Source organism: Streptomyces sp. NPDC127100 (assembly GCF_042724095.1).
Lineage (GTDB): Bacteria > Actinomycetota > Actinomycetes > Streptomycetales > Streptomycetaceae > Streptomyces.
In genome coordinates this window covers 18,291-37,759 of the sequence record NZ_JBHXFL010000045.1, presented here as the reverse complement: position 1 = coordinate 37,759, position 19,469 = coordinate 18,291, and the positions used below count along the sequence as shown (strand labels likewise).

Here is a 19,469-nt window from a genome sequence, read left to right as displayed (position 1 = left end):
CATGGCCCGGCTCTCGTCCACGGCGTGGCCTCGGACACATCCGCCCCGGCTCCATCCAGCCCCGCCCCGCCCAACCCGGCCCCTTCCAGCCCCCGTCCAACCCGTCCCGTCCAGCCCGGCCTTCCAGCCCGACCCCTTCCAGCCCGGCCCATCCGGCACCGCCCGTCCGGTCCGGTCCGGCATGCCCGACCAGCCCGCAACCGGCCGGAGCCAGACCGACCGGACATGGCCGACCGTGCGTGACCGCCCCCGGCCCGCGGGTGTCATCCTGGGAGCCTGCCGATCGCCGGGTGCCCGCCCGGTCTCTGGTGTGGAGGAGAACCCCTGAGTACCGCCCTCGCCCCCGAGGCCCTCTCGGTCGCCCTGCTGCTCGCCGTCCTGGCCTTCGCCGTGCTGCGCCCGCGGGGCCTGCCGGAGGCCGCGGCCGCCGTACCCGCCGCCGCGCTGGCCGTGGTGCTGGGCACGGTCACGCCGCACGAGGCCTGGCAGCAGACGCGCACGCTGCTGCCGGTCGTAGGCTTCCTCGCCCTGGTGCTGATGCTGGCGTACCTGTGCGCGAAGGAGGGCCTCTTCGAGGCCGTCGGCGCCGCGGTGGCCCGCCGGTGCGGCGACAGTCCGCGACGGCTGCTGACGGGGGTGTTCGTGGTGGCCTCCGTGGTCACGGCCGTGCTGAGCCTGGACGCCACCGTGGTGCTGCTCACCCCCGTGGTCCTCGCCACCGCGGCCCGCTCGGGCGCCCGGGCACGCCCGCACGTGTACGCCACGGCACACCTGGCGAACTCGGCGTCCCTGCTGCTGCCGGTCTCGAACCTGACCAATCTGCTGGCGTTCACGGCCAGCGGCCTGAGCTTCACCCGGTTCGCGCTGCTGATGTCGCTGCCCTGGCTGGCAGCGATCGCCGTCGAGTACGCCGTGTTCCGCGGCTTCTTCCGCGCCGATCTGGAGGTGCCCGCGCCCCTCCCCGCTCCGGCCGCCGCTCCCGCCGCGGGTTCGCCGGGACCCGGGGCCGGTCCGGACGGTGCGCCGCGTGTTCCGGCCCCGGCGCCCGCCGTCCCCCGGTTCACGGTCGTTGTCCTGGCCCTGACCCTGGCCGGGTTCGCGGTGGCCTCGCCGGCCGGGCTGGACCCCGCGTGGGCGGCGCTGGCCGGGGTCCTGGTGCTCGGGGTGCGGGCGCTGTCCTGGCGCCATGTCACCCCCCGGGAGCTGGTGGGCGCCGCCTCCCCGCTGTTCTGCCTGTTCGTGCTGGCCCTCGGCGTCGTGGTGCAGGGTGTGGTGTCGAGCGGCCTGGCCACGGGGCTCGGGCACCTGCTGCCCGCGGGGCACTCGCTGACGGCGCTGCTCGGCGTGGCGACGCTGGCCGCGGTGCTGGCCAACGTCATCAACAACCTGCCGGCCGTCCTCGCGCTGCTGCCCCTGACCGCGCCCGCCGGACCGGGCCCCGTCCTCGCCGTGCTCATCGGCGTGAACCTGGGCCCCAACCTGACCTACGTCGGCTCGCTCGCCACCCTGCTGTGGCGGCGGGTACTGCACCGGCACGGCGTCGAGGCGGACCTCGGCCTGTTCACCCGGCTCGGTCTGCTCACCGTCCCGGCCACGCTGGCCGCCTCGACCGTGGCCCTGTGGGGCATGCTGCGCCTCGTCGGCACCTGACACCCGCCCGCGGCCCGGCCCGCCGGCCCGCGGCCTCGTTCACCAGGCTCCACCGGAGAGATGGGGGCGCCGTACGGCCTCGGCGGCGTCCCGCAGGTGCAGGGCCACCGTGATCAGGGCGCGCAGGGCGGAGGGGCGCAGGCTCTGGGCGCTCTCGGCGGCCAGCACCAGCAGACAGCCGGCGGCCTGCTCGACCACCGGGACGGAGAACGCGAAGTCGTCGCCGTCGGCACCGCGGAAGGCGCGCCAAGGGGTCGCGGCGCCGTCGATGGCCTTCTGGACCGCGTGCTCGAGATGCTGTGCGGCCTGTTCGCACACGGGGGCCGGCAGAACGATGGTGCGATGGAATGCTGAACTGGTCATAGTCCCACTGCTCCCCCGCTCCCGGGGTGTTCGATCGACGCCGTGAGCGTTTTTCACCGGGTCGGCGGCGCGCCGGCCGTAGTCTGACCGCCATGTCCCGCGCACCCTCGCCGTCGGCCGTCGCGGCCCGGCTCACCGGCCGGACGGTCAGGGGTGAGCGCCGGCTGTCCGGGACGCTCGCCGAGGTCGCCCTCGACGACGGACGCACGGTCGTGGTCAAGCGCGGGGAGGGCGCCGGGGCGGCCCGGGCCGAGGCCGCGGGGCTGCGCTGGCTGGCCGGGGCGGGCGCCGTCCGGGTCCCTGCGGTGCACGGCGACGACGCGCACTGGCTGGTCACCGACCGGGTCGCGCAGGGGCCGCCGAGCGGGACGGCGGCGGCCGGGTTCGGCCGGGAGCTGGCGGCCCTGCACGCGGCCGGGGCACCCGCGTTCGGGTCCCCGCCGCCCGGCGGACCGGTGGAGGCGTACATCGGGCTCGCCCCGATGCACAACGTCACGGCGGACGCCTGGCCGCGGTGGTACGCCGAGCACCGGGTACTGCCGTATCTGCGGCGCGCGGTCGACGCGGGCACGGTGCGCGGCGCCGAGGCGGCCGACGTGGAGCGGGTGTGCGAGCTGCTGCCCGGGCTGGCCGGGCCCGCCGAGCCGCCCGCGCGCCTGCACGGCGACCTGTGGAACGGCAACGTGCTGTGGGGTGCCGACGGTCATGTCCGGCTGATCGATCCGGCCGCGCACGGCGGGCACCGTGAGACCGATCTGGCGATGCTGCGCCTGTTCGGCTGCCCGCACCTGGAGCGGATCGTGGAGGGCTACCAGCAGGCGGCGCCGCTCGCCGACGGCTGGGCCGGCCGCGTCGGCGTGCACCAGCTCTTCCCGCTGCTGGTGCACGCCGTGCTGTTCGGGCGCGGCTACGCGGAGCAGGCCGTGGCGGCCGCGCGGTCGGCCCTCGCCGGGTAGCGGAGCGACCGCGGCTGCCGTCAGCGGGTCACGACGTGCCGCTCGTTGGGGACGCAGTGGGTCATGGTCAGGCCCTCCACGTCGCGCGGCGGGTTCTTGCCGAGGTTGGCCAGGCGTTCGCGGTCCTCGTCGGTCAGGGTCTGGCTCGCCAGCGGTTCCAGGTCCCGCACGTCCTGCGGGCTGATGCCGATGCCCTCGCCGACCCGCAGGCCGAGGTCGTTCTCGACCAGCAGGAAGTGCCACACCATGCGCTCCTGCACGGGCCGGTCGCACTGGGAGAGCAGGTTGACGAAGTTCGCCACCAGGTCGTCGCGCTCCCAGTCCTCCAGCAGCAGATAGCGCTGGCCGGCCTGCTGGTAGTCATTGGTGCGCGGGATGCGCTTGCGGGTGAGCCGGCCGCTGATCTCCGGTCCCTGCTCGTCGTGGGTCGGGTACTGGGCCTCGCGGAGACCGCCCATGATCGACGGCTCGTAGTTGACGAGGGGGTTGTCGCCGCCCCCGTCCTGGTCGAACGCCATCAGGCCGTCGCGCTGGTTGGTGCGCACCTGCGCGTTCCTGGCCTGGTTGACGGGGAGCTGGAGGTAGTTCGGGCCGACCCGGTAGCGCTGGGTGTCGCTGTAGGAGAAGGTGCGGCCGACCAGCATCTTGTCGTCGGAGAAGTCCAGCCCGTCCACGAGGACGCCGGTGCCGAACGAGATCTGCTCGTTCTCGGCGAAGTAGTTCTCCGGCATCCGGTCGAGCACCATCCGGCCGACCGGCTTGGGCGGGAAGTCCTGCTCCGGCCAGGTCTTGGTGTCGTCGAGCGGGTCGAAGTCGAGCTCCGGGTGGTCGTGGTCGTCCATCATCTGGACGAGCAGCTCCCACTCGGGGTAGTCGCCGCGCGTCACGGCGTCGTAGAGGTCCTTCGTCGCGTGACCGAGGCTGTGCGCCTGGACGTTGGCGGCGTCCTCCTCGGTCATGCTGCGCACACCCTGCTTGGGCATCCAGTGGTACTTGACGATCTTGGTCTCGCCCGTCGCGTTGACCCACTTGTAGGTGTTGACGCCGAAGCCCTGCTGGTGGCGGTAGTCCGCCGGGATGCCGCGCGGGCTGAACAGGTTGACCAGCATGTGCATGCACTCGGGTGTCTGCGACATGAAGTCGAAGATGCGCCGCGGCTGCTGTTCGAAGGTCACCGGGTCCGGCTTGAGGGCGTGGATGACGTCCGGGAACTTGATCGCGTCCCGGATGAAGAAGACGCCCAGGTTGTTGCCGACGAGGTCCCAGTTGCCGTCCTCGGTGTAGAACTTCACCGCGAAGCCGCGGGGGTCGCGGGCCGTCTCGGCGGAGTCGCGTCCGCCGATGACCGTGGAGAACCGCACCGCCAGGTCCGTGCGCCTGCCCCGCTCCTGGAACAGCTTGGCCCGCGTGTAGCGGTCGATGGGCTCGTCGCCCCAGGCTCCGTAGGCCTCGAAGTACCCGTACGCGGTCACGCCGCGGGCGTGCACGACGCGCTCGGGGATGCGCTCCCGGTCGAAGTGGCTGATCTTCTCCAGGAACTGGTAGTTCTCCAGCGTGGCGGGGCCGCGTGCGCCGACCGTGCGCTGGTTCTGGTTGTCGTAGACGGGGTGTCCCTGCCGGTTGGTGAGCACCTTCCGGTCGTCGCCCGGGGCCGGCCCCTGGCTCGATACGTCCGTCATGTTCGTGGGCTCCTTCGACTTGGCCGCCGTGGGACGCGGCCCTGAGCTGCGAGGCGGCCGTCGGCCGCGCACATGGGCGGCCCGGGTACCCGGGCGCACGGTGTCCGTCACATTCCAGTTTGCGCAGCTTCGCCGACCGCTGTCGTGCGGGCCGGTGCGACAGGGCGAGGGCCGTACCCCGCACGCCGGTACCGGGGCAATACCGAGGGCCCGGCCACCGGGTCGTGCCGGTGTCCGGGCCCGGTGGGGCGGGCGGGTCGCCGTCAGCCGCCGTCCAGGCGGGCGCGCAGCAGGCCCTTGCCCAGTTCGGCTCCCTTGCGGCTGTCCGCCTGGGCCTTGCGGAACAGCTCCGCGACCTCGGTGTCCTTGTCGCGCTCGGCGTCCTGGATGTACGTCTCCAGGCGCAGCGCGTTGCTCAGGCACGACTCGACGTACCAGATGAGGTTGTAGTCCTTGTCCTGCGTGCCGGTCACGCCGCCGGTCTCCGTGCCGCTGGCCATGCGGGCCTCCTCCTCGATCGGTTCGTTCCGGGATCCGGGGCCGGGTACCCGGGGCCTGCCGGGGCACACGGCGCCGCGGGACCGGACCCCAGGACCAGTCATGTCCCAACGGACCAGTCATGTCCCAACGGGTCACATGTCCCACTGGGACATTTCCGGGTGTACGCTCGGAGGCATGACGGCAGCGAAGCCCTCCCCCGCCCCCGAGGACCGACGGCAGCGCAAGGCGCGGCAGACCCGTGCCGCACTGGCCGCCGCCGCCTGCGACCTGATCCTGGAACAGGGCCTGGCGGCGACCACGGTGGAGGCCATCGCCGAGCGGGCGGACGTCACGCGCCGCACGTTCAGCCGCCACTTCGCCGGCAAGGAGGACGCCGCACTCGACTTCGTCCGTCGCGACGGCGACCGCATCAACGCGATGCTCCGCCGCCGCCCGGCCGGCGAGCCGCCGCTGCTCGCCTACCGCAGGGCGGTGCGCGACTGGCTGGCCGACCGGGACGACCCGGCCTGGCACGTGCGTCCGCGGATGCGCCGGCTGCTGTCCCTGGTGGACGGCGAGCCCGATCTGTTCGCCGCCTACCAGCGCATCCGCGTCGACGCCCAGGAGGAGTCGATCCGCATCGTCGCCGGCCGGCTCGGCACCGACGGCGCCCGGGACGTGCGCCCGGCCGCGATCGTCGACGCCGCCGCCGGAGTCCTCGTGGCCGCCCTGCGCCTGTGGGCGCGCGGCGCCGGCGAGGACCCGGGAGCCGCAGACCTCGCCGCCCTCGTGGAGCGGGCCTACGACGCCCTGATCTCGGAGGCCGCGACCGCGGTCCCCGACAGCACCACCGAAGAGTGAGAGCACCATGAGCACCACTGGCACCACCCCCGCCGCCGACGCCGCCGAGTTCGCCGGCCGCACCGCCCTCGTCACCGGCGCCGCCTCCGGCATCGGCCTGGCCACCGCCCGCCGCCTGGGCGCCGGCGGGGCGAACGTCGTCATCGCCGATCACAACGCCGAGGGCGCCGAGAAGGCCGCCGCCGAACTGACGGCGGAGGGCATCCGGGCCGCCGCCGTCGCGCTGGACGTGACCCTCCCGGAGTCCGTCGAGGCCGCCGTCCGCTTCGCCGTCGACACCTTCGGCGGCCTGGACCTCGCCGTGAACAACGCCGGCATCGGCGGTCCGAGCGCCCCGACCGGGGCGTACGACGTCGAGGCCTACCAGCGCGTCGTGCGCACCAACCTGGACGGCGTCTTCTACTCGATGCGCTACGAACTGCCCGTCATGGAGGCGGCCGGCCGGGGTGCCATCGTCAACGTCGCCTCCATCCTCGGCTCGGTCGGCTTCGCCGGCTCCCCCGCCTACGTCGCCGCCAAGCACGGCGTGGTCGGCCTGACCAAGACCGCCGCCGCCGAGTACTCCGCCAAGGGCATCCGCGTCAACGCGGTCGGCCCCGGCTTCATCGACACCCCGCTGCTGAGGACCATGGACGAGGCCGCGTACAACGGCCTGGTCGCACTGCACCCGGCCGGCCGTCTCGGGCGCTCCGAGGAGGTCGCCGAGCTGATCGCCTTCCTGCTGTCGGACCGGGCGTCCTTCGTCGCCGGCGGCTACCACCTGGTGGACGGCGCCTACACCGCCGTCTGATCCGTCCCGCACACCGGAAGACATCACGGGGGCAGAGCAAAGGAGTCCGGCCATGAAGGCACTGCAATACCGCACCATCGGGGCGCCGCCCGAGGTGGTCACCGTCCCCGACCCCGAGCCCGGTCCCGGCCAGGTGCTGCTGAAGGTCACCGCCGCCGGGGTGTGCCACTCCGACATCGCGGTGATGAGCTGGCCCGCCGAGGGTTTCCCGTACGAGCTGCCGCTCACCCTCGGCCACGAGGGCGTCGGCACGGTCGCCGCGCTGGGCGCCGGCGTGACGGGCCTCGCGGAGGGCGACGCGGTCGCCGTGTACGGCCCCTGGGGCTGCGGCACCTGCGCCAAGTGCGCGGAGGGCAAGGAGAACTACTGCCTGCGCGCCGACGAGCTGGGCATCCGCCCGCCGGGCCTCGGCCGGCCCGGCTCGATGGCCGAGTACCTGCTCATCGACGACCCGCGGCACCTGGTCCCGCTGGACGGACTCGACCCGGTCGCGGCGGTGCCGCTGACGGACGCCGGGCTGACGCCGTACCACGCGATCAAGCGGTCGCTGCCCAAGCTGGTCCCCGGCTCGACGGCGGTGGTCATCGGCACCGGCGGCCTCGGCCACGTCGCCATCCAGCTGCTGCGCTCCCTGACGTCCGCGCGGGTCGTCGCCCTCGACGTCAGCGAGGACAAGCTGCGCCTCGCCCGTGAGGTGGGCGCGCACGAGGCGGTGCTGTCCGACGCCAAGGCCGCGGACGCGGTGCGCGAGCTCACCGGCGGTCTCGGCGCCGAGGCCGTGTTCGACTTCGTCGGCGTGGCGCCGACCGTGCGGACCGCCGGCGCCGTCGCGGCCGTCGAGGGCGACGTCACGCTGGTCGGCATCGGCGGCGGATCGCTCCCCGTCGGCTTCGGCGTGCTGCCCTTCGAGGTGTCGGTCAACGCCCCGTACTGGGGCAGCCGGAGCGAGCTGATCGAAGTGCTGAACCTGGCCCGTTCGGGCGCCGTCTCGGTGCACACCGAGACGTACTCCCTGGACGACGCCCCGCTCGCCTACGAGCGGCTGCACTCGGGTCTGGTGAACGGCCGCGCGGTGATCCTGCCGCACGGCTGACCGGACTCGCGGCCGGGTGGGAGAGCGAACGGCCGCAGGGAGCGCGACCGGTCCCCCGTTCCGGTCGTGCCCCCGCGGCTCGTCGAACCTACGTGGACCGATGGCCGGTTGTGAATCGTCTCGGTGCCCGCTGCCGGGCCGTCCGGACTCACCCGTGCACAGGTGAGTCCGGATGGCCCGGTTTCGTCCCGTGCAGGCTCGGCCGGTCGAGCTCTCCCACCGCCAGATGGGCCAGCACTACCTCGTAGAGGTCGCTGCCGGCGGCGAGCAACTGGCGTTCCAGGACCGGTTCCGCGCTGCGGACGTGCTCCCGCACGGTCTGGGCGTGGACGCCGAGCTCCCGGGCGGCGCGTTCGGCGTTGCCGCCGGCGGCGATCCAGGCACGCAGCGTGCGCCGCACGTTCCGGGGGTCCGGCTCCAGCCGGCCGAGCAGGTCGCCGGCCCAGGTGCGCAGCGCGGGCCCGGCCAGCAGGTCGTCGAGGCCCGCGCGGCCCGGTCCGGCCGTGTTGCCGCCGGGGTCCGCGTCGAGGGCGGCCTGGGCGTTCAGGGCGAGGTGGACGGTGGCGCGGACCGTCAGGTCGGCGAAGTCGGTGCGCAGCAGGCCCTCGACCCGGTCCATGCGGGCACGCACCGTGTTGCGGCTGACACCGAGGACCTTGGCCGTGTTCACGGCGGTGAACTCCAGGCCGAGCCGGGTGGTGGCGAGCAGTTCGGCGCGGGTGTGGTGCGGCAGCCCGTCCAGCGGGCGCAGTACGCGGGCCGTCCACCCCCACAGGGCGGCCGGGTCCATGAGGCGCTCGGGGCGGGTCCGCTCGGCGTAGACGGCCGCCTTCCCGGGACGGAACCGGGCCACCGCCAGGGCACTCACGGCCTGCCCGTAGGCGACGGCGGTGCGGGCGAGGCTCTGCCGCGCGCTGCCGCCGAGGAAGACGCCGGGGGTGCGCCCGACGAGCGACCGCAGCGCCTCGCCGGGCGCGTCGCGGGGCGTCAGGACGATGACGTGCCCGTCCATGGCGGGGCAGCGCACCACGAGGGCCCGCTCCCCCGTCGCCGACAGGCACTCCTCGGCGAGGCGGTCGCGTTCCTCGGGGACGCTCTCCACGACGTAGACGCACGCCGTGTCGGTGTCCAGGAGGCCGGGCCAGAGGCCGGCGGCCACGCGGCGCGCGGAGACGGCGTCCTCGACCATCAGCAGTTGCAGGATGGCCAGGCGCAGGTCGGACGTGGCCCGCCGCAGCCGTCGTCCGGCGAGACCGGACTCGTGTTCCGCCAGCAGGAGCCCGACCACCTGGGCGGTGTGCGTGACGATGTCGGCGGCCCGCCGGTCGAAGGGGGCGTCACGGGCCACCGCGAGGACGGCGGCCGGTGCCGGGTGCGCCCGCTCCACCCGGACCAGGCGCAGGTGGCGGCCCCGGTCCTCGAGGGCGGCGGAGGCGATCCGGCCGGCGGTGATGTCCGCGACCAGGTACTCGTCCAGCGGAGTACGGGTCCCGGCCAGGAGGCCGCCGGTGCCGTCCCGCAGCGTCACGGAGGCGTCCACGGCTCGGGCCAGCCAGGTCACGACTCTGCCTACGTCGCGTCCGGCGGGTCTCAGGTGGTCGAGCAGTTCCTCCGCCCACCCCGCGTGCCCGCCGGCCCTCGTCTCCCGCTGCCGTGTCCCGTCCTCGCGGCCCGCCACGTCGGCCTTCTCCTCGTCCGTCGCCCCGCCTTCGGCCCTGGCCGGGGACGTTACCGCATGCCCGCCCGCGGCACGGAGCGCGCGGGTGCCGGGCCGCAGTACGGAGAAAAATCTTGCCGAACCGCCATCCCTCGAGCGAGGTGACACGTATGTCCTAGTGAACCGTCCTACAGGAAGGGAAGGAACCATGTCGCTCTTCAGCCACCTGGCACCCGCCAAGAGGCACTCCAAGGGCAGGAACCACACCACCACCGGGAAGGGGAGGACGTCCCACCACCGCAAAAACCGTCGCCGTACCTCCAGCACCGGTATGCGCAAGTGACGTCGTCGTTTCCCTTCGGCGGCCGGTGGGCGCGACCCTCCGGTCGCCGGGGGCCGACGTCCGGTGACGTGGTTCCGTGAACCTCCGCCGTCATGCCGTTCGCGGCGTCGCCCGGCTCTCGGGGCTGCGACGGCTGCTCACCGTCGCCGAGCCGGAGAGCGAACAGGTAGTCGCCGCCGCACCGGCCCTGCCGGTGCGACAGATCTTCCGCCGGTTCTGGCCGTACACGCACGGCGGACGGAAGTGGCTGCTGCCGCTCGTGGCGTTCTGCATCGTGGGCCCCGCCATCGACGCGGCCGAGATCTGGCTGTTCAAGGTGGTGGTGGACGAGGTGCTCGTCCAGCGCGACCTCAGCGCCTTCCTGCCGATCGCCCTGGCCTACGTCGGACTCAGCCTCGCTTCCGGCATCCTGTCGTTCGCCGACGACGTGACCTCCACCTGGGTCGGTGAACGGTTCCTCCTCGCGCTGCGGGCGGACGTCTTCCGCCACGTCCAGCGTCTCTCGCTCGGCTTCTTCGAACGGCGCCGGCTCGGCGACGTACTGGCCCGGATCACGGGCGACGTCGACGCGGTCGAGACGTTCCTGCTCTCGGGCGTGGCCGAGGCACTGTGGTACCTGGTGCGGCTCTGCATCTTCCTGGGCATGCTCTTCTACCTGAGCTGGGACCTGACGCTGTTCGCCCTCGTCATCGTGCCGCTCTTCTATTCCGCGGCCCGGTACTTCTCCCGCCTGGTGAAGGCCGCCTCCCGGGAGCGCCGGCGGCGCAGCGGTTCGGTCAGCGCGGTCGCCGAGGAGGTGCTGGGCAACATTGCCCTGGTGCAGGCGTACAACCGCCAGAAGTGGGAGCAGGGCAGGTTCCAGCGCGAGATCGTCGGGCGGTACCGCGCCACCATGACCTCGACCAGGATCCGTGCCGTCTTCGGACCGCTGGTCGACCTGGTCGAACTGAGCGGGGCCCTGCTGGTGATGGGCCTGGGCACCTGGCAACTGGCCCGCGGCCGTCTCACCCTGGGTGAGCTGCTGGTCTTCCTGGCCCTGCTGAGCAAGCTCTACAGCCCGATCCGGGGCATGTCCCATCTGACCAGCACCTTCTACGCGGCCGCCGCTGCCGCGGAGCGCATCGTCGAGTTGCTCGACCAGCGCCCTCAGGTGAACGAGCTCCCGACCCCCGTCCCGCTCGGGCGCGCTCGCGGGCAGGTGGAGCTCGACGGCGTCGGCTTCACCTATCCGGAGACCGACCGGGCCGCGCTGAGCGACGTGTCGTTGCGGGTGGAGCCCGGGCAGACCGTGGCGCTGGTCGGGCCCAGTGGCGCGGGCAAGTCCACCGTCGCCAAACTACTGCTGCGCTTCTACGACCCCGATTGCGGCGCCGTCCGGCTGGACGGCGCGGATCTGAGGACCCTGGGCCTCGCCGACGTCCGCGACAACGTGGCCGTGGTGCTCCAGGAGACGCTCGTCCTGCACGGCACGGTGCGCGAGAACATCCTCTACGGCCGTCCGGACGCGAGTGAGCGGGAGGTCGTCGCGGCGGCCCGCGCGGCGGACGCGCACGACTTCGTCACCGCCCTGCCGGAGGGTTACGACACCGTCGTGGGCCAGCGCGGCAACCTGCTGTCCGGAGGCCAGCGCCAGCGCCTGGCGATAGCCCGGGCCATGATCCGCGACGCGCCCGTGCTCCTCCTGGACGAGCCGACCACCGGCCTGGACGCCGAGTCTGGCCGGCGGGTCATGGAGCCATTGCGCCGGCTGATGGCCGGACGCACCACGATCGTCATCTCCCACAACCTGCTCACGGTCCGCGACGCCACCTGGATCGTGGTACTGGACCACGGGCGGGTCGTCGAGCAGGGAACGCACCCCGACCTGCTGCTGAGCGGAAAGGCCTACGCCCGGCTGCACCGGCTCCACGCCGCTGCCGACCCCGCTGCCTCGGCTTCGGCGTTCGAGGCCTTCCCATGAGCCCGCCCGGCCTCCCCGCGTCGCGAGCCGTCCCCCGGCACCGGTCCACCGGGCCGGCGCCGCCCCTGCCGCCGGGAGCGGTACCGGCGGCCGGTTACGAGGTCCTGGCCCACCTGACCAGGACCGGCTGGCTCGACGTGTACGACGCCTGGAGCCACGAGCGGGACTGCCGCTGCCTGGTGAAGACGCTGCGGCCGGACCGGCGGCAGGAACCGCACCTGCGCGAACGGCTCCTGAGCGAGGGCCGCTGGCTGCAGTCCTTCAGCCACCCGCATCTGGTCCGCGCGTACGAGACCGTCGAGGCACCCGAGCCCCTCGTCGTCCTGGAAACCCTGGCCGGCGAGACCGTCACCCACCTCATCGAGCGCCTGCGGCGCCGGCTCGCCGCCCCCGACGTGGCGTTCCTGGGCCTGCACCTGTGCTCGGCACTGCACTACCTGCACGGCCGGGACCTGCTGCACCTGGACGTGAAGCCGTCGAACGTGATCATCGACTGCCGGCGTGCCAAGCTCCTCGATCTCAGCGTGGCCCGCCCGCCGGGTCCCGCGCCCGCCGGCGTCGGCACCCGCTGCTACCTCTCGCCGGAGCAGGCACGCGGCGGCGACCTGTCCGCGGCCGCGGACGTGTGGGGCGTGGGTATCACCCTGTACGAGGCCGCCACCGGCGACCTCCCGTTCCCCGAGGTCACCTCCACGGCGACGGACGGGGAGCCGTCCGGTGGCTCCCGCGCGCCGTCGGCGTCCGCGGGCCCCGGCGACACCGGCGGCCGACAGCACCGCTACCCGCAGCTGGAGGGCAGGGCCGCACCCGTGGGCGCCCGGCGCCGCCTGCCGCGGGCGCTCGCCACGGCGATCGACGCGTGCCTGGAACCGGACCCCGCCGCCCGGCCCGGGATCGATTCCCTCGCCGCGGCGTTCGACGCGCTGCTGCCCTGCCACCGCAAGGACGTGGAACCGGCGCCGCCCGAGCCGGGGCTCGGACAATCCCTCGACGAGGATGCTACGTATTGAAGATATGCACCCTTTGGGGCTTTCTCTGGAGCGGATGCCCGACGACGCGCTGCTGGCGGGGCTGACGACCGGCGACCCCGAGTTCGCGGTGGCGTTCGTCCGCCGGTTCCAGCACAAGGTCTTCGGGGTGGCCATGACGGTCACCGGCGACGTCCAGATCGCGGAGGACGTGGCCCAGCAGACCTTCGAACAGGCCTGGCGCCACGCCCAGGTCTACGACTCGCGCCGCGGCTCGGTCCGCACCTGGCTGACGGCCATCGCACACAACCTGGCCATCGACGCCCTGCGTTCCCGCAGGGCCGTCCCCGTGGACCCCACCCGGATGGCACCGCTGATGGACGCGATCACCGACACCCCCGAACGGCATGCGGTGGCCGACGAGGAGTCGGCCGAGCTGCGGCGGGCGATCGCGGAGCTGCCGCCGGGCCAGGCCCGCGCCATCGTCATGGCCGGCGTCTACGGGATGACCGCGCGGCAGGTGGCGGAACTGGAGCAGGTCCCCCTCGGCACCGCCAAGACCCGGATCAGGACGGCGCTGGCCAAGCTGCGCGACGCCCTGACACACAGGCAGGACACGAGATCATGACCGGCGACGACACATTCGTGTGCCCCCGGCTGCGGGAGGTCGCCGCCGAGGTGGCACTGGGAGTACTGCCCGCCCGGGAACGCGCCGCGGCCCTGGCCCACCTGCAGCGCTGTCCTTCCTGTCTGGAGAGCGTCCGGGAGCTGGCGCGCACGGCCGACGGACTGCACCACCTGATCCCCGGACGCGAACCGCCCGCGGGGTTCGAGACCCGCGTGCTCCAGCGCCTCGGGCTCTCGCCCCAGCGCCGCCGCCGGACACTGCGCCGGCGGTTCGCCCTCGGCCTCGCGTCGGGTGTGGCGGCCGCGGCGCTGGGCCTGGGCGGATGGGCGATCGGCGTCACCTCCGCGTCCTCCCCGACCACCGCGGGCCCGGCCCGGCCCGACCGGGTGCTCAGCGCCGACCTCACCTCCCACCGCCAGGACGTCGGACGCGTCTTCGCCTACACGGGGCCGCCGCACTGGGTGTACATGTCGGTGGACGCCGACGACCTGCCCGCACACGCCCGAGCGGCCTTCCACGGCACCCTGACCTGCCAGATCGAACGGGCGGACGGCTCCACCGCCATCATCGGCACCTTCTCCGTGACCGCCGGCTACGCCCAATGGGTCGCCCACTACCCCGCCGGGTCGGCACCCGTCACCCAGGTGCACCTGCTCGCGGCCGACAACTCGGTCGTGGCCAGCGCCACCCTCCACCCGTCCGGCTGAGCCACCCGGTCAGGGCGGGGCCGCGACCGGCGTACGCCGAGCCCGCGCGTCGCCGTGGTGTCGACCGGGTCCGCTCCGCCCCGGGTGCCGGCTCGGCATAAGCTCGGTGAATGGCGAAGTACTTCGACGTGCACCCCGACAACCCCCAGCCGCGCAGCATCGCCCAGGTCGCCGACAGCGTCCGCGCGGGCGCGCTGATCGCGTACCCGACGGACTCCTGTTACGCGCTGGGCTGCCGGCTGGGCAGCCGCGACGGCACCGAGCGCATCCGCTCGATCCGGCACCTGGACAACCGGCACCACTTCACCCTGGTGTGCCAGGACTTCGCGCAGCTCGGCCAATTCGTGCAGGTCGACAACGACGTGTTCCGGGCGATCAAGGCGTCGACCCCGGGCAGCTACACCTTCATCCTGCCCGCGACGAGGGAGGTGCCGCGCATGCTCCAGCATCCGAAGAAGAAGACCGTCGGCGTGCGCATCCCCGACCACGTCGTCACCCAGGCGCTGCTGGCCGAGCTCGGCGAACCACTGCTGTCCAGCACCCTGCTGCTGCCCGACGAGGAGGAGCCGCTGACGCAGGGCTGGGAGATCAAGGACCGGCTCGACCACGTGGTGGACGCGGTGATCGACTCCGGGGAGTGCGGCACCGAACCGACCACGGTGGTCGACTTCTCCGGCGGGGAGGCGGAGATCGTGCGACGGGGCGCCGGCGACACGACGCGGTTCGAGTAGCGGGCCGGCCACCGCCCCCACGGGTGCGCCCCGCGCCCCGTGGGGGCCGCGTGCCACGATGACCGTGGTCCGCCGGCCGCCCGACGGACCGCACGCAGGTACCCGACCGAGAGGCAGCCCGCCATGACCCCCGTAGAGGGCGACGTCGTCGACATCCCCACCGACGACGGAACCGCCGACGCGTACCTCGCCCGTCCCGGCGACGGGCGCGCGTATCCCGCGGTCCTCTTCTACATGGACGCCTTCGGGCTGCGGCCGCGGCTGAGGGAGATGGCCGACCGGCTGGCCGGCGCGGGCTACACCGTGCTGGTGCCGAACGTGTTCTACCGGCACGGGCGGGCGCCGGTCGTCGAGCTCCCCGACTTCATCGACCCGGGTGCGCGTCCGGAGATCTTCCAGCGCCTCGGCCCGGTCATGCGGTCGCTGACGCCGGACCGGGCGGTGCGGGACGCAGGTGCATACCTGCGGTGGCTCGCGGACTCCGCGGCGGCCGCCGACGGCCCCGTTGGGGTGACCGGCTACTGCATGGGCGCCGCGCTCGCCCTGCGTACCGCGGGCGCCCACCCGGACCGGGTGGCCGCCGCGGCCGGCTTCCACGGCGGGAACCTGGCGACCGAGGGGCCGCAGAGCCCGCACCTGGTGGCCGGGGACGTCACCGCCGAGCTGTACTTCGCCCACGCCGACCGGGACCCGGGCATGCCCGCCGAGCAGCAGGCACGCCTGGAGGCGGCCCTGACCGAAGCGGGCGTCCGCCACCGCTGCGAGGTCTACGCGGGGGCGCACCACGGCTACACGCAGGCCGACACCGCCGCGTACGACGCGAAGGCGACCGAGCGGCACTGGGAAGAGCTGCTCGCTCTGCTGAAGCGGACGCTGTGACCGGCGCCGGCCGCCGGAACCCTCACCGCCCGGGCCGGTGACACGGTACCGGGGGAAGACACGGCCGCCGCGGCCGCGGAACCGAAAGGCCGTCAAGGACGCGGAAGGGGCGGGAAGTTGCCGCCGCTCCCCCGCTCCGCGCCCCGTCCGGCCGGTTGTTACCGTTCCCCGGTGTCTGACTCCTCACGTGATACCGCCGAAGGCGCCGGCTGGGGCGCCGCCGAGCACGGTGCCTACCGAGCCCTCATGCCGGCCCGCACCGAGCAGCTGTCCTGGCTGAGCCCGAAGACGCTGTGGGCGGCCCGCAACGGCGTGCTGGCCTCCCTGTTCGGGGACCCGACGGGCCGTACCCGCGCCCGCTGGGTCGCCCAGCGGGAGGCGGCCGGCGCACCGGCCGACAAGGTCGTCCGGCGCGACGATCCGGACCACTTCTCCTTCCTGGTCATCGGCGACACCGGGGAGGGCGACGACCCTCAGTACGCGGTCGTGCCGGGGCTGCTGAAGGAGGGCCGCGACACGCGGTTCGCCGTGCTCGCCAGCGACGTGATCTACCCGGTGGGCAGCGCCGACGACTACGCCACGAAGTTCTTCCGCCCGTACCGGGACTATCCCGCGCCGGTCTACGCGATACCCGGCAACCACGACTGGTACGAGGACCTCGGCGGTTTCATGCGGGTCTTCTGCGACGACGCCCCGCCGCTGCCGCCCGAGCCCGCCCCGCGCCCCCTCACCGGGGCCTGGCTGCGGACCCGGCTGTGGCACCGGCCCCGCCCGGACGACGGCCGGCACCTGGACGAGGCCCGCGCGATGCGCTCCGCGCCCGCCCAGCAGGCCGTCCAGCCCGGCCCGTACTGGGCGATCGACGCCGGCCCGGTGCGGATCGTCGGCATCGACACCGGCCTGCTGGGCACCCTCGACGCCGAGCAGGGCGCCTGGCTGCGCGAGGTGTCCCGGGGGCCGCGCCCGAAGATACTCGTCACCGGCTCGCCCCTGTACGTGGACGGCGAGCACCACCCATGCGCCATCGAGGGCGGCGGCACCGTGGACGACATCGTCCGTGACCCCGCCCACCGCTACGTCGCGGCGATCGGCGGCGACATCCACAACTACCAGCGCTATCCGGTCGACGTGGACGGCCGCACCGTCCAGTACGTGGTCGCGGGCGGCGGCGGTGCGTTCATGCACGCCACCCACACCATCCCCCGCGTCTCGGTGGCCGGTGTCACCGAGGACGACTTCCGCTGCTATCCGCTGCGCGGTGACTCCCTCGCCTTCTACAGCGGGCTGTACGGGCGCCGGCTGCGGCTGCGGCGCTTCTTCACGCTCACGGAGGCCGAGGCGACGTCCGTGATCGCCGAACGCCTCGGCATCCGCCCGGCCCGCGCCCCGGGCCCCACCGCACGGGTCACCCGGCGCACCCGGCTGATCGCCGGGCTGCTGGGCACCGGGCGCCGCCCCGATCGCCGCAAGCGGTTCCGGCTGCCCGTGCGCAAGATCTACACGCAGTTGTTCTCGCCGGGCTCGGCGACGTACGACCCGCCCTTCTTCAAGTGCTTCCTGCGTCTGGACGTCGCCCCGGACGCGGTACGGCTGCGCTGCTACGCCGCCACCGGCAACCGGGCGCAGGAGGTGGACCCGCCGGTCGAGGACGAGGTGACGATCCCGCTCGTCTGACGGACGCCCGGGTCACCAGCGTCCCGGTCCCGGGCCCGCGAGCGGCGTCGAAGCGGCGCCGTCCACGCCGACGGGCACCTCACCCGCCAGCATCACGCGGTGCATGATCCTGGGGTGGTCGAGGTGGGCGTTGTCGCCGGGGGCGAGGTGGATGGTGGCCCGGTTGTCCCAGAAGGCGATACTGCCCGGCTCCCAGCGGAAGCGGACCGTGTACTCGGGCCGGGTCGCCTGCTGCAGCAGCATCTCCAGGATCGCCGCGCTCTCCGGGCGGGAGAGTCCGGCGATCTGCTCGACGTAGTAGCCGTTGACGAACAGCACCCGCTCCCCCGTCTCGGGGTGGACCCGGACCAGCGGGTGCACGGTCGCGGTCCCGTGGTCCAGCAGGTGCCGGACGTAGGCGTCGTCGCCCGGCCGGGGCTGGTAGCCGACCCCGAGCCGGTGCTCGGCCCGCAGGCCGTCGACGAAGGCGCGGACCGGGCCGGACAGTCCGGCGTAGGCGGCGGCCAGGTTCGCCCAGGTCGTGTCCCCACCGTACGGCGGGACCGTCTCGGCGCGCAGGATCGTGGCGGCGGGCGGGTCGACGCGGGCGCCGTGGTCGCAGTGCCAGCCGCGCAGCAGCGTGTGGCGCCGGCGGTGCAGCCACTCCTCGTGCTCCATCCCGAACCGTCCGCCCAGCTCCAGCCGGTCGGCGGTCGTCTCGACCTCCGGGTGCCGAGGGGGTGACGCCCTGCCGCGCCGGGGCAGGACGACCGGATCGCCGAAGCGGCGCGCGAACGCGACGTGTCCGGCGTGGTCGAGGCGCTGGCCGCGGAAGAACACCACCTTCCAGCGCAGCACCGCCGCGCGGATCGCGGCGACCTGCGCCTCGTCGAGACCGGCGGCCAGGTCGACGCCGCCGACCTCGGCGCCGATGTGCCCGGCGACCGGTCTCACCTCGATCCCCGCGTTCCGCGTCGCCGTGGATTCCGCTGTGGGCCCGTCACTCGTCATGCGCACTCCGTCGGTCGGTCGTTCCGATGCGGCTCCGGCAGAGATCGTGGCAGCTTCGGCGGACGTGGCGACAGGGCGCCGTCGCACACGAGGGAGACCGCGGGCCGCTCGCGTCGCGCCCGTCCGGTTGATCATTGCCCACCCCGTCCGTGACGCTGGAGGGGCGGCACACGGCCGCGACAGTCAAGGGAAGGTCCGGCAGTGATCAGTATCCCGACGCACACGCTCGACGACGGCACCACGCTCCCCGCCCTGGGCCTGGGAACCTGGCCGATGAAGGACGACGAGGCCGAGCGGGCGGTCCGCGACGCCCTGGAGACGGGCTACCGCCTGATCGACACGGCCACGAACTACCGCAACGAGACCGGCGTCGGCCGGGGCGTGGCCGGCAGCGGCGTCCCCCGCGAGGAGATCGTGGTGACGACCAAGCTGCCCGGCCGGCACCACGGCTACGAGGAGACGCTCGCCTCGTTCGAGGAGTCCCGCGCCCGGCTGGGCCTGGAGTACGTCGACCTGTACCTGATCCACTGGCCGCTGCCCCGGGTGGACCGGTACGTCGACTCCTGGAAGGCGATGATCAAGCTGCGCGACGACGGTCTCGTGCGCTCGATCGGCGTCTCCAACTTCACGGCGGAGCACATCGAGCGGCTGGAGAAGGAGACGGGTGTCCTGCCCTCCGTGAACCAGATCGAGCTGCACCCGCTCCTCCCGCAGGACGAGCTGCGCGCCTTCCACGAGCGCAAGGGCATCCGCACCGAGAGCTGGAGCCCGCTGGGCCGCGGAAGCGACCTGCTGGACGACCCGGCCGTCGCCGCCGTCGCCGGGGCGCACGGGGTGACGCCGGCCCAGGCGGTGCTGCGCTGGCACACCCAGCTCGGCGCGGTGCCGATCCCGAAGTCGGCGGACCCCGGACGGCAGCGCGCCAACCTCGACGTGTTCGGCTTCACCCTGGACGACGCCCAGTTGCGCGCCGTCGCCGACCGTCCGCACCGGCGGATCGGCGGGGACCCGGAGGTGCACGAGGAGTTCTGACGGCGGTACCCGGCACCGGCCGGCGCGT

The 19,469-nt window shown here is 73.7% G+C and carries 18 protein-coding genes; 13 read left to right on the top strand and 5 right to left on the bottom strand.

Annotated elements, in window-relative coordinates; genetic code table 11:
* Positions 1–324 precede the first annotated feature (324 nt).
* Positions 325–1,650, top strand: a complete 1,326-nt coding sequence (locus ACFWJB_RS29610; protein WP_386926096.1) for an SLC13 family permease — start codon at positions 325–327, stop codon at positions 1,648–1,650.
* 39 nt (positions 1,651–1,689) lie between these two features.
* Here the strand turns inward: ACFWJB_RS29610 and ACFWJB_RS29605 are convergent, their stop codons facing one another.
* On the bottom strand, positions 1,690–2,013 hold the full coding sequence (locus ACFWJB_RS29605; protein ID WP_385458503.1) for a hypothetical protein: 324 nt from the start codon (positions 2,011–2,013) through the stop codon (positions 1,690–1,692).
* Positions 2,014–2,105: 92 nt separating this feature from the next.
* Between ACFWJB_RS29605 and ACFWJB_RS29600 the strand changes: the two genes are divergently transcribed.
* Positions 2,106–2,969, top strand: a complete 864-nt coding sequence (locus ACFWJB_RS29600; RefSeq protein WP_386926068.1) for a fructosamine kinase family protein — start codon at positions 2,106–2,108, stop codon at positions 2,967–2,969.
* Between the two features lie 20 nt (positions 2,970–2,989).
* Here the strand turns inward: ACFWJB_RS29600 and ACFWJB_RS29595 are convergent, their stop codons facing one another.
* Together ACFWJB_RS29595 and ACFWJB_RS29590 are read right to left on the bottom strand one after the other, a co-directional pair.
* Positions 2,990–4,648, bottom strand: a complete 1,659-nt coding sequence (locus ACFWJB_RS29595) for a catalase (protein ID WP_386926066.1) — start codon at positions 4,646–4,648, stop codon at positions 2,990–2,992.
* A 263-nt stretch (positions 4,649–4,911) separates the two neighbouring features.
* Positions 4,912–5,148, bottom strand: coding sequence for a hypothetical protein (locus tag ACFWJB_RS29590; protein WP_385458497.1), 237 nt, complete (start codon positions 5,146–5,148; stop codon positions 4,912–4,914).
* Between the two features lie 175 nt (positions 5,149–5,323).
* Between ACFWJB_RS29590 and ACFWJB_RS29585 the strand changes: the two genes are divergently transcribed.
* Genes ACFWJB_RS29585 through ACFWJB_RS29575 form a run of 3 tightly spaced genes read left to right on the top strand, consistent with a single transcriptional unit; the run spans position 5,324 to position 7,872 of the window.
* Complete coding sequence (locus tag ACFWJB_RS29585) at positions 5,324–5,989, top strand: TetR/AcrR family transcriptional regulator (protein ID WP_385458495.1); 666 nt, start codon at positions 5,324–5,326, stop codon at positions 5,987–5,989.
* Between the two features lie 7 nt (positions 5,990–5,996).
* Entirely contained in the window at positions 5,997–6,779 is a 783-nt protein-coding gene (locus ACFWJB_RS29580; protein WP_385458493.1) for an SDR family NAD(P)-dependent oxidoreductase, read from the top strand.
* Between the two features lie 52 nt (positions 6,780–6,831).
* The gene (locus tag ACFWJB_RS29575) at positions 6,832–7,872 is read left to right on the top strand and encodes an NAD(P)-dependent alcohol dehydrogenase (RefSeq protein WP_386926063.1); all 1,041 of its coding nucleotides are present in this window, start codon (positions 6,832–6,834) and stop codon (positions 7,870–7,872) included.
* A gap of 148 nt (positions 7,873–8,020) precedes the next feature.
* Here the strand turns inward: ACFWJB_RS29575 and ACFWJB_RS29570 are convergent, their stop codons facing one another.
* A complete protein-coding gene (locus ACFWJB_RS29570) occupies positions 8,021–9,550 on the bottom strand; it encodes a helix-turn-helix domain-containing protein (protein ID WP_385458489.1) in 1,530 nt (509 codons plus the stop codon).
* A 398-nt stretch (positions 9,551–9,948) separates the two neighbouring features.
* Here ACFWJB_RS29570 and ACFWJB_RS29565 point away from each other — a divergent pair, with 398 nt between their 5' ends.
* The 7 genes from ACFWJB_RS29565 to ACFWJB_RS29535 all read left to right on the top strand — a co-directional run bounded on the left by ACFWJB_RS29565 (position 9,949) and on the right by ACFWJB_RS29535 (position 17,419).
* On the top strand, positions 9,949–11,832 hold the full coding sequence (locus ACFWJB_RS29565) for an ABC transporter ATP-binding protein (protein WP_385458485.1): 1,884 nt from the start codon (positions 9,949–9,951) through the stop codon (positions 11,830–11,832).
* Positions 11,829–12,842, top strand: a complete 1,014-nt coding sequence (locus ACFWJB_RS29560; protein WP_386926060.1) for a serine/threonine-protein kinase — start codon at positions 11,829–11,831, stop codon at positions 12,840–12,842. Before ACFWJB_RS29565 ends, ACFWJB_RS29560 begins: the two co-directional genes overlap by 4 nt.
* Before the next feature lie 34 nt (positions 12,843–12,876).
* Positions 12,877–13,428 (top strand): RNA polymerase sigma factor, encoded by a 552-nt coding sequence (locus tag ACFWJB_RS29555; protein WP_386926058.1) that lies wholly within the window; start codon positions 12,877–12,879, stop codon positions 13,426–13,428.
* A complete protein-coding gene (locus tag ACFWJB_RS29550; RefSeq protein WP_385458479.1) occupies positions 13,425–14,135 on the top strand; it encodes a hypothetical protein in 711 nt (236 codons plus the stop codon). The genes ACFWJB_RS29555 and ACFWJB_RS29550 overlap by 4 nt, the downstream gene beginning before the upstream one ends.
* A gap of 110 nt (positions 14,136–14,245) precedes the next feature.
* Entirely contained in the window at positions 14,246–14,866 is a 621-nt protein-coding gene (locus tag ACFWJB_RS29545; protein WP_386926056.1) for an L-threonylcarbamoyladenylate synthase, read from the top strand.
* A gap of 123 nt (positions 14,867–14,989) precedes the next feature.
* A complete protein-coding gene (locus ACFWJB_RS29540; protein ID WP_385458477.1) occupies positions 14,990–15,745 on the top strand; it encodes a dienelactone hydrolase family protein in 756 nt (251 codons plus the stop codon).
* A 171-nt stretch (positions 15,746–15,916) separates the two neighbouring features.
* Positions 15,917–17,419, top strand: coding sequence for a metallophosphoesterase family protein (locus tag ACFWJB_RS29535; protein ID WP_386926053.1), 1,503 nt, complete (start codon positions 15,917–15,919; stop codon positions 17,417–17,419).
* 12 nt (positions 17,420–17,431) lie between these two features.
* On the opposite strand, the gene ACFWJB_RS29530 is transcribed toward ACFWJB_RS29535, so the two are convergent.
* Positions 17,432–18,409, bottom strand: coding sequence for a TauD/TfdA dioxygenase family protein (locus ACFWJB_RS29530; RefSeq protein WP_386926051.1), 978 nt, complete (start codon positions 18,407–18,409; stop codon positions 17,432–17,434).
* A gap of 201 nt (positions 18,410–18,610) precedes the next feature.
* On the opposite strand from ACFWJB_RS29530, the gene ACFWJB_RS29525 reads away from it, so the two are divergent.
* Positions 18,611–19,441: an aldo/keto reductase gene (locus ACFWJB_RS29525; protein WP_385458474.1), complete on the top strand. Its 831-nt coding sequence runs from the start codon at positions 18,611–18,613 to the stop codon at positions 19,439–19,441.
* The last annotated feature ends 28 nt before the right edge of the window (positions 19,442–19,469 follow it).

Excerpts from the sequence above, each read along its gene's own strand:
- ACFWJB_RS29600 (WP_386926068.1), top strand. The coding sequence starts at position 2,106 with ATGTCCCGCGCACCCTCGCCGTCGGCCGTCGCGGCCCGGCTCACCGGC.
- ACFWJB_RS29590 (WP_385458497.1), bottom strand. The coding sequence starts at position 5,148 with ATGGCCAGCGGCACGGAGACCGGCGGCGTGACCGGCACGCAGGACAAG.
- ACFWJB_RS29585 (WP_385458495.1), top strand. The coding sequence starts at position 5,324 with ATGACGGCAGCGAAGCCCTCCCCCGCCCCCGAGGACCGACGGCAGCGC.
- ACFWJB_RS29545 (WP_386926056.1), top strand. The coding sequence starts at position 14,246 with ATGGCGAAGTACTTCGACGTGCACCCCGACAACCCCCAGCCGCGCAGC.
- ACFWJB_RS29555 (WP_386926058.1), top strand. The coding sequence starts at position 12,877 with ATGCCCGACGACGCGCTGCTGGCGGGGCTGACGACCGGCGACCCCGAG.
- ACFWJB_RS29530 (WP_386926051.1), bottom strand. The coding sequence starts at position 18,409 with ATGACGAGTGACGGGCCCACAGCGGAATCCACGGCGACGCGGAACGCG.
- ACFWJB_RS29580 (WP_385458493.1), top strand. The coding sequence starts at position 5,997 with ATGAGCACCACTGGCACCACCCCCGCCGCCGACGCCGCCGAGTTCGCC.
- ACFWJB_RS29605 (WP_385458503.1), bottom strand. The coding sequence starts at position 2,013 with ATGACCAGTTCAGCATTCCATCGCACCATCGTTCTGCCGGCCCCCGTG.
- ACFWJB_RS29560 (WP_386926060.1), top strand. The coding sequence starts at position 11,829 with ATGAGCCCGCCCGGCCTCCCCGCGTCGCGAGCCGTCCCCCGGCACCGG.
- ACFWJB_RS29595 (WP_386926066.1), bottom strand. The coding sequence starts at position 4,648 with ATGACGGACGTATCGAGCCAGGGGCCGGCCCCGGGCGACGACCGGAAG.
- ACFWJB_RS29550 (WP_385458479.1), top strand. The coding sequence starts at position 13,425 with ATGACCGGCGACGACACATTCGTGTGCCCCCGGCTGCGGGAGGTCGCC.
- ACFWJB_RS29540 (WP_385458477.1), top strand. The coding sequence starts at position 14,990 with ATGACCCCCGTAGAGGGCGACGTCGTCGACATCCCCACCGACGACGGA.
- ACFWJB_RS29575 (WP_386926063.1), top strand. The coding sequence starts at position 6,832 with ATGAAGGCACTGCAATACCGCACCATCGGGGCGCCGCCCGAGGTGGTC.